The organism is Flavobacterium sp. (genome assembly GCF_043722275.1).
Lineage (GTDB): Bacteria > Bacteroidota > Bacteroidia > Flavobacteriales > Flavobacteriaceae > Flavobacterium.
The window spans coordinates 73,953-85,922 of sequence record NZ_JAYSPC010000028.1 but is presented as its reverse complement, the minus strand read 5'-3'; the positions used below and the strand labels follow the sequence as shown (position 1 = coordinate 85,922).

The window sequence follows — 11,970 nt, the reverse complement described above, 5'->3', positions numbered from 1 at the left end:
GACTGTTTAGTTTTTCTAAATAAATTTGTGAATTTGCGTAATTTGCGGTTAAATTTTTAAAATTCCTCTGTTTCTAAAGCGCGATTAATAAATTCGTTTAATGGTTTTAAGGCGATTAATTTCTTGCTCATTTTTGCGACAAAATCTTTTTGAGTGACTTCAGAAATATCAAATTTTTGAGTTGTCGTGAAACTTTTTAATTTTAAAAACTCAATTGCAGGATGGTCTTTCTCGTAACCTCTTGGCGGATTTTTAAGCGAATTATTTTCGTCGATATCTAAATTTCCAAATTCCTTTTTAAAGTTTTTATCTTTTAAGATAACTTCTAAATCATCATGAAAGAAAGCGATTTCTTTTCTAACCTTTTTTAATTGGTCAGGGTCCGGAGAGTAAAATCCGCCCGCAATAAAACTGGCGCCTTTTTCAATATGTACATAATATCCGGAACGATTTTGACCTTTTGCGCCAGACGACAGCCAAACGCCTAAATGTGCCTTGTAAGGAGATTTATCTTTTGAAAACCGAATATCACGATTGATTCTGAAAGTACAGTTTTTAATCTCAAGTAATTCTAATGAAGGATCAAGCGGTTTCATGGCATCCAGAAAATCACTAACTAATTGATGATAATCTTTTTTGAAAATCTCATATCGTTTTTTATTATCCTGAAACCAATCTCTATTGTTGTTCTTTTTTAAGTCGTCTATAAATTGCAATGATTCTTTTGTAAGCATATTTCTGTATTTATTGCAGTTGTTTTTTTAAATCTTTTTCACTGATAAGTCCCGTATTTTTCCATTGAACCGCTTTGTTTTCGTATAAAACCAAAGTCGGAAGCTGATCAATTTTAAGTTGAGTTGCCAGAGTTTTATTTTTGTCTACATCAATTCTGATAATGACAACTTTATCTGTCATTTCCTTTTGCATTTTCAAAATATACGGTTCCATTTGTTTGCAAGGTCCGCACCATTCAGCATAAAAATCGACCAAAACTTTTTTATCTGTATTTAATAAATCATTAAAGTCGTTCATTGACATTCCAACTTCGGTTGTTGTTGGTTTTCCAAATCCTTCTTGATTCCAATTCATGATTCCGCCTTCGAGTTCATAAACATTCTTAAAGCCTAATTCGTTCAGTTTTGTAGCTGCTTTTTTGCTTCTTCCTCCGCTTAAGCAATACACATAAACAGGCTTTGATTTGTCATAAGATCCTGCTTTTGATGCAAAATCTTCACTATTCCAATTCACGTTTTGGGCATTATCAATATGTTCCGACTCAAATTCATCGGGAGTTCTAACGTCTAAAATTTGTGGATTTTCGGTTGTTTTAATTTTTTCTGCAAATTCCTTTGGCGCAATTGATTCAATAGAATTCGATTTCTTTTCGTTACACGAAATTAATAGAACTGAAACTATTAGTAATAAAATTTTGGGCAATTTCATGGGGTGAATTTTAAAAATGGTATTGCTAAAGTAATGAATTTTGATTTTATATGTTCGAGTTTTGTTTGCCACGAAATGCACGAATTAGCATGACTTTTATAAATAATGCCTTAACGCTTAGCTTTGACATAGTTGGTCTGCGCATTTTTGTCATCCCGAGGAACGAGGGATCTCCGCAAGCAGCTCTACAATTTAAGAAAAATACTTTGTGTTAGTTTCTTGTGGAGATTCCTCGTTCCTCGGGATGACAATGATTGTGGTTGCTTTGCGATGACTTTTGTTGCTTTGTGATTACTTGTCTCAAAATAAGACACGGATTAAACTGATTCGCTTCGCAAAAACGCGGATAAAAACGGATTTTTTATTTGAATTTTGGATGGTAACTTTATAATTCGTGTTAATTCGTGAAATTCGTGGCGAAAAAAAACTTTACCCTAAATTAAACATTTTATAACTCTGATGTGTTGATTTCACGATTGCTTCGGTTCGTTCTGGATGCGTATCCGAAATAAAAAGCTGTCCGAAAGTTTCGCTGTTTACCATTTCGATAATTTTAGAAACACGAGTTTCATCTAATTTATCAAAAATATCATCAAATAATAAAAGAGGTTTTACGCCGCTTTGTTTCTTCAAAAATTCAAATTGAGCTAATTTCAAAGCAATTAAAAAAGATTTTTGCTGACCTTGTGATCCGAATTTTTTTATGGGATGTGAATCAATTTCAAAAGATAAATCGTCTTTATGAATTCCAACGCTCGTATAATGAAGCGCCCGATCTCTATTGATATTTTCCTGTAAAAGCGTCAATAAATCTTTTTCGAATAAATGACTTTCATAAACCAATTGTACCGTTTCTTCAGATCCGGTTATGGTTTTATGGTGTTCATTAAATATAGGTATAAATTGTTCCAGAAAATCTTTTCGTTTTTCAAAAATAGATTTTCCGTAACCATTCAGCTGCTCATTATATATAGATAAGGTATCATTATCAAAAACATGATTCAATGCAAAATATTTGAGCAGCGCATTTCGCTGTACAATTACTTTTTGATATTGAATAAGCTGATGTAAATAGGTAGAATCTAATTGCGAAATCACGCTGTCCATAAATTTACGGCGCGTTTCGCTTCCTTCAACAATTAAATCACGATCTGCCGGAGAAATAATTACTAAGGGAATAAACCCAATATGATCTGAAAACTTATCGTATGCTTTTCCGTTTCTTTTCAGGATTTTCTTTTGTCCTTTTTTTAAACTGCAAACAATTTGTTCCGTTCTGTCGTTTTTTTCTAATTCAGCATCAATTACAAAAAACTCTTCTCCGTGTTTGATATTTTGAACTGCTAACGGATTAAAATAACTTTTTCCGTAAGCTAAATGATAAATTGCGTCAAGTACATTGGTTTTTCCAATTCCGTTTTTGCCCACAAAGCAGTTTATTTTCAGGTCGAAATCAAAACTGGCTTCGGAGAAATTTTTATAATTGAATAAAGAAATTTTATTTAAATGCATTTTTGTTTGAAACTGTAATGATAAGAATTAACGTGTCCAAATTATGACTTTTCCCTGCAGATTAGGTTTTTTTCTGCCACAGATGAAAGGATTAAAAAGGATTTTGTTTCAGCAAATTTAATTTAATAAATTCTTAATCTGTGAGAATCTGTGAAATCTGTGGCTAAAAATTACTTTTTGGGAGATTTGCAACTTAATAATGAGTAGAAAATAATCAAATGCAAATTACCAAATAATTAGATTTTTAGCGGGTTTCAAGACGAATTATTTCGCTGTAAAACAGCAAGAAGAAGCTGTTTAGTGAATTATTTTTTTAAAATGGATATAAATTTGCTTTTTTTTGCTTTAGTTTCAATAAAAATTTTATTTTTGCCGTTCACTAAATTAAATTTAAATGGCTACTTACAATAAAAGAGGATATAAGGCACCAAAGGAAAAGGAAGTTAAAGAAGAAGTTGTAAATGAAGAACAACAAGTAATTCTTGATGGAAAAAATAGTACTACAGCTGACGTTTTTTCTAAATTAGATGAAACTGCTTCAAAAACTGAGGATTGGGTTGCTAAAAATCAAAAAATCATTATTGGTTTAGTTGCCGGTATTGCAATTGCTACTATTGGATATTTGGCTTACCAAAAATTCATTGAAGCTCCTAAACAAGACGAAGCTGCAACAGAAATGTTTGTTGCTCAACAAAACTTTCAAAAAGCAACTGATGGTGTAGCAAGCGATTCATTATATAAATTAGCTTTAAATGGTTCTGAAGGTAAATTCGGATTCGTGAAAATTGCTGACGAATATTCTGGAACTGATGCGGGAAATTTAGCGAATTACTATGCTGGAATGGCATATTTAAATACTGGTAAATTTGATGATGCAATTAAGTATTTAGGTGATTTTAAATCAGATGATTTAATTTTAAGCGCTTTGGCAAAAGGTGCAATTGGAGATGCTTATTCTCAAAAAAACCAACAAAAAGAAGCTTTAGACTATTATGTAAAAGCTGCTGAATCAAACAAAAATGACTTTACAACGCCTCGTTTCTTATTAAAAGCCGGTAAAACTGCTTTGGCTTTAGGTCAAAAAGAAGATGCTTTGAAGTATTTAACAGATATCAAAGATAACTACGATACAACTCCTGAAGCTGCTTCTGTTGATGTATTGATAGGATTAGCGCAATAAAAATTTTAGACTTTAGATTTAAGATTGTAGATTTGTATTAACAATCTATCCCGAGGCTTCGGGACGAAAATCAAAAATCAAAAATATTACAGATGGCTACCGAAAATAAAAATTTATCAGAATACGATAAAAACACGATCCCAAATGCGAAAGACTTTCGATTTGGGATTGTTGTTTCTGAGTGGAATGAAACTATAACTGAAGGACTTTACAATGGTGCTTTTGATGCATTAATTGATAATGAAGTTCCTGCCCGACAAATTATCCGCTGGAATGTTCCCGGAAGTTTTGAGCTGATTTATGGTGCAAAAAAAATGCTGCAAACGCAAAATGTAGATGCGGTTATTGTAATTGGATGTGTAATTCAGGGACAAACCAAGCATTTTGATTTTGTATGCGAAGGCGTAACGCAGGGAATTAAAGATTTGAATGTTCAAACTGATATCCCGGTTATTTTTTGTGTCTTAACAGATAATAATATCCAACAGTCAATTGACAGAAGTGGAGGAATTCACGGAAACAAAGGAACTGAAGCTGCAATTGCTGCTATCAAAATGGCATATATTCGCCAGCAAGCTTCAATGTCGCACCCATTTAATCAACCTTTGTTGTCTTCTGGAGCAATCCAAATTGAAGAAACACCAATAAAGATCGAGAAAGAATAAAGCACATTTGTTTTAAAATACTAAAACCTATACTGTGTAAAAATAGTATAGGTTTTTTGTTTTTTTTATGATAGCAGTTATTCTAAAAGCCAAGAGAAATTCATTAAATTTGTGCTTCTTGGTTTCAAAATTTTTAACCTTAACCTTTAAACCTTTTTTTCTTAATGTCCAGTATTATTCAATTACTTCCTGATCACGTTGCTAACCAAATTGCCGCTGGAGAAGTGGTTCAAAGACCTGCTTCAGTTGTAAAAGAGCTGTTAGAAAATGCTGTTGATGCAAAAGCAACTGACATTAAATTGATTATTAAAGATGCAGGAAAATCATTAGTTCAGGTTATCGATAATGGTTCAGGAATGAGCGTGACTGATGCGCGTTTGTGTTTTGAACGTCACGCCACTTCTAAAATCCGCCAGGCGGAAGATTTATTCTCCTTGTGTACAAAAGGTTTTCGTGGTGAAGCACTGGCTTCTATCGCGGCGATTGCACATATGGAAATGAAAACCAGACAGGATCAGGAAGAACTGGGAACACATATTATAATTGAAGGAAGTAAATTTGTTTCACAGGAAGTGGCAGTTTTACCAAAAGGAACTTCATTTGCCGTTAAAAATTTATTTTTCAATATTCCGGCGCGACGTAACTTCTTAAAATCAGATACGGTTGAATTTCGTCATGTGATGGATGAGTTTCAGCGTGTAGCATTGGCGCACCCAAACATTCATTTTACGTTTTATCATAATGGAAGCGAAATGTATAATTTGCCCGCAGCAGGTTATCGTCAACGTATTGTTGGGATTATGTCCGGTAAAACCAATGAAAAATTAGTACCTGTTAACGAAGATACAGAGATTATTAATATTCAGGGATTTGTCTCAAAACCCGAATTTGCGAAGAAAAATAGAGGAGAACAATTCTTTTTTGTAAACGATCGTTTCATTAAAAGCGGTTATTTGCATCACGCGGTAATGGCAGCTTACGACGGACTTTTGAAAGACGGCTCGCAACCAAGTTATTTCCTTTATTTACAAGTTCCCCCAAATACAATCGATATCAACATTCATCCCACTAAAACAGAAATTAAGTTTGATGATGAACAAGCATTATACGCTATTTTAAGAGCGTCGATCAAACATAGTTTAGGACAATTTAATGTTTCGCCTGTTCTTGATTTTGATCGTGATGCTAATTTAGATACACCATATCATTATAAAGATTTAGAAGGTGAAACGCCTACAATTCAGGTTGATGGAAGTTTTAATCCGTTTACGGATGATAAAACAAATCAGCATTATTCTAAATCCGGTTCTGGTTCAGGATCAGGTTCTGTTTACAGTTCCGGATCGGGTTCAGGTTCAGGTTCGTATTCGGGATATAATAAAAGAGTAGAACCAACGGCAACATGGGAAAGTTTATATGTAGGTTTAGAAACTGATACAATTGAAAGTTCGCCTTTTACATTCGAAAATGAGGAAGAAGTAACTTCGTCATTGTTTAATGATAATGAAATCGAGCAGGCAAGTCAGGGAGCGTACCAAATTCATAAAAAATATATTGTTTCGCCAATAAAATCCGGAATGGTAATCGTTGATCAGCAACGTGCGCATCAACGTATTTTGTACGAGCAATTTTTATTGAATATGACTGTGAATCAGGCTTCAAGTCAGCAATTATTGTTTCCGTTGAATTTGTTTTATTCTTCAGATGAAATGACGCTGATCGAAGAATTGAAACCATCTTTAGAAACTACAGGTTTTGTTTTTGAAGACGCGCAAACAGATCATATTGTGATTTCGGGAATTCCTGTAAACATTACTGAAAGTGAAGTTTCAATGGTAATTGAACAATTATTAAGCGATTTGCAAGACGGAATTCCTGCAAGCAGTTACAGTCAAAACGATACTATTGCCAAATCAATGGCAAAAAGTTTAGCGGTTAAAACAGGATCTTATTTAACCGAAAAAGAACAAGATAATCTGGTAAACGGTTTGTTTGCTTGTAAAGATCCAAATATTTCACCTTTTCAAAAACCAACTTTCATCACAATGCGTGTGGAAGATATAGATAAAAAGTTTGCCTTATGATGAATATGACTCCCGTAGTAAAACAATTGTTGATAATTAATATCATATTTTTTATTGGTTCTCAATTAGTTCCGGTTTCTTATGAATATTTTGCTATGTTTTTTCCGGAAAATCCAAGTTTCAAAGCGTGGCAGCCTATTACACATATGTTTATGCATGGCGGCATTATGCATATTGCTTTCAATATGATTGCAATGGTATCTTTTGGTTCTGCGTTAGAACATTTTTGGGGAGGTAAAAAGTTTTTATTTTTTTATATTTCATGTGGGTTAGGAGCTGCACTATTACATACAGCGGTAAATTATTACTCTTTTCATGAGACAATGAATGTTTTAATGACTAATGGATATCAAAAAGAGGAGATTTTGAAGCTTTTAAGCGAAGGCAAAATAGATACGAGATGGCAGGATTTAGTTTCGGTTTCACAATTTGAAAGTTTTACTGATTCTTATATTGGTACAGTCGTAGGGGCTTCTGGTGCAATTTATGGGTTATTAACCGCTTTTGCCTTTATGTTTCCTAATGCTGAGTTAGCTCTTATGTTTATCCCTATTCCTATTAAAGCTAAATATTTTGTTCCCGGAATTTTAGCAATTGATTTATTTTTAGGATTTAGAGGCAACTCTTTGTTTGGAAGCGGTGGTACAGGAATTGCTCATTTTGCACACGTTGGCGGAGCTTTAACTGGATTTTTAATTATGTGGTATTGGAAAAAGAATCAGTTTAATAGTAATCGTTGGAATTAATTTCTAATTTTAATAGCGCAAATAAAAACCAAAAGAAGCTTTTATGAATATTCTTGATGATTTAAAACTACAATATAAATTAGGCGGTATCGCAATGCGTGTTATTTATTGGAATATTGCTTGTTTCCTGATTTCTTTAGCATTCTTCCAATATTCCGGAGGTAGTTTTGTGTATCCAAATTGGCTTGCATTATCATCAGATCCAAATGTGTTTATGTTTAAACCGTGGACATTTTTGACTTATGCATTTTTTCATGCTACATTTTTGCATTTACTGTTTAATATGATGGTTTTGAATTTTGCCAGCAATTTATTCATGACCTTTTTTACTCAAAAACAATATTTAGGTTTATACATTTTAAGCGCTATTTTTTCCGGTGTTGTTTTTTCATTGAGTTTTTATTTTTTAAATGTTGCTGGATCTATTGTTGGAGCTTCGGCTGCAATTATGGCAATTTTAGTTGCGGTAACAACCTATCAGCCATTAATGAATGTACGATTATTGCTTATTGGCAACGTTAAACTTTGGCATATTACAGCGGTAATTCTGGTTCTTGATTTAATGCAATTCCGTTTAGATAATACTGGCGGACATATATCACATTTAGCCGGAGCATTTTTTGGATTTATATTTATAAAATTGCTTCAAAACGGAACTGATTTAAGTATAGTAATATCTAAAACATTAGATTTCTTTACTAATCTTTTTAGAAAATCCCCTACGACCCCTTTCACAAAAGTTCATAAGAATTACAAAAAACCTACAGAAAAAGTTACATCAAGAATTGTTACGAAAGACAAAACGCAACAACAGATAGATGAAATTTTAGATAAAATTAGCCAGTCCGGTTATGATTGTCTGACAAAAGAAGAAAAAGAGTTTTTATTTAAAGCTGGAAAATAATCCTTTTAGCAAGAAAATATGAAAAACCTTTCGTGGTTTAATAAAATAATGTTCTTTTTGAATATAGTGCTTACTGTAGTAACATTTAGTATTTATATTCTACCTTTTTTAGCACCTAGAAGCTTTCCGCTTTTATCGGTGCTTACGCTGTTTATGCCAGCCTTTTTTGTGTTGAATGGGTTGTTCTTCGTTTATTGGGCAATTCAGTTTAAAAAACGCCTTATTTTATCTGGTTTGGTTTTACTTACAGGAATTACCTTTATCAGCAAGTTTTATAAATTTACAGGAACAGAATACGTCAAAAACGAAAAAGATTTCTCTATAATGAGTTATAATGTACGTCTTTTTAATGTGTTCAAATGGGTCGATCGTGATGATATTCCGTCAAATATTAAAGCGTTTATCGACGAAAAAGATCCTGATATTCTATGTATTCAGGAATACTCAAGTTCTGCTCATATCGATTTAAAAGTATATCCTCACCGTTATATTTTTATTGACGGAAACCAGATTAAAACCGGTCAGGCAATTTTTTCTAAATTCCCTATTATTTTCGAAGGCAATATTATTTTTCCAAAATCTGATAATAACGTTATTTATGCTGATATAAAACGTGGTAAAGATGTAATTCGCGTATATAATATGCACTTGCAATCTATTAAAATTTCACCTGATGTGAGTGATATTTCGAATAATATCGATAATGTAAATCAGGAGAAATCACAGCTTATTTATACCAGAATCAGTAAAGGATTCAGACAACAACAGGAACAGGCAGAAATTTTTAAAGAGAATATTAAAAAATGTACAACGCCGTTTATTATTTGTGGAGATATGAATAATAGCCCATTTTCCTATGTTTACCGAAGTATAAAAGGAAAACAAAAAGATGCTTTTGAAGAAGCCGGTGAAGGTTTTGGAGCCACTTATAAGTTCCGTTACTATCCTGCCAGAATTGATTATATTTTTACCGACAGTAAAATGAAAGTCAAACAATTTGAAAGTTTTCCTGATTTCGAAAACTCAGATCATTATCCTATAATGGCGAGACTTTCGATGGAGTAGAAAAAGTTTGAGGTCAGGTTTCAAGTTTATTACAGAATGTGAAATCTTGGCATATAAATGCTAAAGTAATTCCAATTTTTGGCTTTTTAAATAATCCATTGCAAATTTACCTTCGTTAAAAAGTAAATCCAGAACACTTAAATTATTAATGAATCCGTGTTTGTCATCAAAAACCTGAGTGTATTTTTCAAATGAATTCGGATCTTTTTTTCCGTTTGCAAGAAATCTAAAGTCAGATGTATTTTTTGTTTCAACAAAATACTCAGTCGTTTTTGCAAAGTCTAATTTCATTCTTAAACACTTTGTCACAATATCCAGCACTTCCATATTTAAATCCATTAGGAAAATATGTTGTTTTTCGAAAACAGGTCGAATATCATCTTCAAAAAACTCAAAGAAAGGCGAACTTCTATATCCGGCTTCTAAGGATTTAAAGTGCTGTTTTTGCCAGTCAAAATCATTTTCGATTAAAACATCTTTTGTTTTTTGATGTAATGTTTTCGAATGTTTGACAGGAATATTCAATAACTGAATACCATTTGGACTATAGATATAAGTACGGTTCCTATTCGTTTGTTTCTGAAAATTATCTTCCATTTCAAAAGTAATATTTTCAGATTGAGCCATAACTGCAAAATGGCTAATCGACGGAAAATAGGTAGGAAGTAATAGAGAGTTCATGTTTTCTTTAATTTTTGCGTTAAATGTTTCAGGTTTCAAGTTTCAGGTTCGCAAAGAACTTGAAACTTGAAACCTGAAACAAAAAAAACTTTATTTTTTTTATGCTTTATTTTCTCTTCTTTTTTTCCAGAAATATTCTCCAACAAAATAAGCTGCAAGAATAAACAGGAAGTATTTAAAGTAAGATTGTGGTTGTCCTTCACCATCAACAGTTGTAAAAACTCTGTTCCAGCGAATTTTGTTGATTCCTTTTCCGTTAGTGTCCCAGCTCATCCAGATAAAAACAGGTTTTCCTACGATGTGATCTGCAGGAACATAACCCCAATAACGACTATCTTCAGAGTTATGACGATTGTCTCCCATCATCCAGTAATAGTTTTGTTTGAAAGTGTATGTAGTAGCTTGTTTTCCGTTTATTAAAAAATGAGAACCGTCTAACTCTAAAGTGTTTCCTTCGTATTTTGTGATGATTTCTTTGTAAAATGGCAAAGATTCATTTGTTAATGCAACTGTTTTTCCTGCTTCAGGAATGTAGATTGGACCAAAATTATCCTGATTCCACTTGTTGATATGAGGGAAAATCGAGTTGTCATTTCCTCTGGCGATTTCTCTTTTTACAGCAGTAATTCCAGGAGTATTTTTAAAACGTTCTGCACTAGCTTCTGTTAAAGCTCTGAAATAAATTGTGTCTTTTTTCTCCTGATCTTTGATATAAGCGCCATCAGTAATATCTAATTCTTTCATCAATGATTCAAAATCAATAGATGTTTTTCCGTCTAAGGCTACAGCATAAGAATATTGAGGTCTGGCTCTTTCCGGTAAAACTAATTTTTTTCCGTTAATGAAAACAAATCCGTCTACGATAGACAAGCTATCACCAGGAATACCAACACATCTTTTTACGTAATTCGATTTTTTATCGATAGGTTTAATAACTCCTGGTCTTCCTTTTGGCTCATAAAAATAATGAACCGTATCAACAGGCCAGTTAAAAACAACGATATCTGTTCGTTTTATTTTTTCTATAGCCGGCAATCTAAAGTATGGTAATTGCGGCCAGCTTAAATATGATTTTCTTTTTAAAAACGGAATAGTATCGTGAACCATTGGCAACGCAATAGTTGTCATAGGTACGCGAGGACCGTAATTTACTTTACTTACAAATAAAAAGTCACCAATTAATAATGATTTTTCTAATGATGAAGTCGGGATTGTGTAAGGTTGTACAACATAAGTATGTACCAATGTTGCTACGATAATAGCAAAAAGTAATGAACTAACAGTATCAGCAGTTTTATTTTGCGGTCTTAATTCTCTATCTGCATTATATACTAATTTCTCCGTATAATTGATGTAGTAAATGTAAAACCCAAAAGTAAAGATCCCTAATAAAGTATCTAAAGTAGATTTTTTTCCAAAAGTTCTTAAGGTTTCCACCCAAACAACAGGAAACATAATCAGGTTAATAATCGGGATGAAAAGTAATATTGTCCACCATGTTGGGCGACTGATAATTTTCATTAAAACTATTGAATTGTAAACCGGAATTGCAGCTTCCCAACTTTTTCTTCCTGCTGCTTTATACAATTTCCAGGTTCCCAGAAAGTGAATAATTTGTACGGCTAAGAAAAATACGAACCAAAGATATAGTGTCATAATTTTTTGTTTTATGTTTCAGGCTTCAGGTTAT

The 11,970-nt window shown here is 32.7% G+C and carries 11 protein-coding genes; 6 read left to right on the top strand and 5 right to left on the bottom strand.

Features of this window, described 5'->3' with window-relative positions:
• Positions 1-56: 56 nt before the first annotated feature.
• The 3 genes from ACHZDT_RS03730 to recF all read right to left on the bottom strand — a co-directional run bounded on the left by ACHZDT_RS03730 (position 57) and on the right by recF (position 2,955).
• On the bottom strand, positions 57-734 hold the full coding sequence (locus ACHZDT_RS03730; RefSeq protein WP_394773315.1) for a DUF2461 domain-containing protein: 678 nt from the start codon (positions 732-734) through the stop codon (positions 57-59).
• A 10-nt stretch (positions 735-744) separates the two neighbouring features.
• Complete coding sequence (locus tag ACHZDT_RS03725) at positions 745-1,443, bottom strand: thioredoxin domain-containing protein (protein ID WP_394773314.1); 699 nt, start codon at positions 1,441-1,443, stop codon at positions 745-747.
• 429 nt (positions 1,444-1,872) lie between these two features.
• Positions 1,873-2,955 (bottom strand): DNA replication/repair protein RecF, encoded by a 1,083-nt coding sequence (gene recF / locus ACHZDT_RS03720; RefSeq protein ID WP_394773313.1) that lies wholly within the window; start codon positions 2,953-2,955, stop codon positions 1,873-1,875.
• A gap of 394 nt (positions 2,956-3,349) precedes the next feature.
• Here recF and ACHZDT_RS03715 point away from each other — a divergent pair, with 394 nt between their 5' ends.
• The 6 genes from ACHZDT_RS03715 (at position 3,350) to ACHZDT_RS03690 (ending at position 9,599) form a co-directional block, all read left to right on the top strand.
• Entirely contained in the window at positions 3,350-4,135 is a 786-nt protein-coding gene (locus ACHZDT_RS03715) for a tol-pal system YbgF family protein (protein WP_394773312.1), read from the top strand.
• 92 nt (positions 4,136-4,227) lie between these two features.
• Positions 4,228-4,800 carry a 6,7-dimethyl-8-ribityllumazine synthase gene (gene ribH / locus ACHZDT_RS03710; RefSeq protein WP_394773311.1) on the top strand — a complete coding sequence of 191 codons (573 nt, stop codon included), beginning with the start codon at positions 4,228-4,230 and terminating at the stop codon, positions 4,798-4,800.
• 164 nt (positions 4,801-4,964) lie between these two features.
• Positions 4,965-6,884: a DNA mismatch repair endonuclease MutL gene (gene mutL / locus ACHZDT_RS03705; protein WP_394773310.1), complete on the top strand. Its 1,920-nt coding sequence runs from the start codon at positions 4,965-4,967 to the stop codon at positions 6,882-6,884.
• Complete coding sequence (locus ACHZDT_RS03700) at positions 6,881-7,630, top strand: rhomboid family intramembrane serine protease (RefSeq protein ID WP_394773309.1); 750 nt, start codon at positions 6,881-6,883, stop codon at positions 7,628-7,630. Before mutL ends, ACHZDT_RS03700 begins: the two co-directional genes overlap by 4 nt.
• Positions 7,631-7,673: 43 nt before the next feature.
• Entirely contained in the window at positions 7,674-8,534 is an 861-nt protein-coding gene (locus ACHZDT_RS03695; RefSeq protein ID WP_394773308.1) for a rhomboid family intramembrane serine protease, read from the top strand.
• Between the two features lie 18 nt (positions 8,535-8,552).
• Positions 8,553-9,599, top strand: coding sequence for an endonuclease/exonuclease/phosphatase family protein (locus ACHZDT_RS03690; RefSeq protein WP_394773307.1), 1,047 nt, complete (start codon positions 8,553-8,555; stop codon positions 9,597-9,599).
• A gap of 60 nt (positions 9,600-9,659) precedes the next feature.
• Here ACHZDT_RS03690 and ACHZDT_RS03685 read toward each other — a convergent pair whose 3' ends face one another.
• Both ACHZDT_RS03685 and lepB read right to left on the bottom strand, forming a co-directional pair.
• On the bottom strand, positions 9,660-10,280 hold the full coding sequence (locus ACHZDT_RS03685; RefSeq protein ID WP_394773306.1) for a WbqC family protein: 621 nt from the start codon (positions 10,278-10,280) through the stop codon (positions 9,660-9,662).
• 99 nt (positions 10,281-10,379) lie between these two features.
• The gene (gene lepB, locus ACHZDT_RS03680; RefSeq protein ID WP_394773305.1) at positions 10,380-11,936 is read right to left on the bottom strand and encodes a signal peptidase I; all 1,557 of its coding nucleotides are present in this window, start codon (positions 11,934-11,936) and stop codon (positions 10,380-10,382) included.
• Positions 11,937-11,970 lie beyond the last annotated feature (34 nt).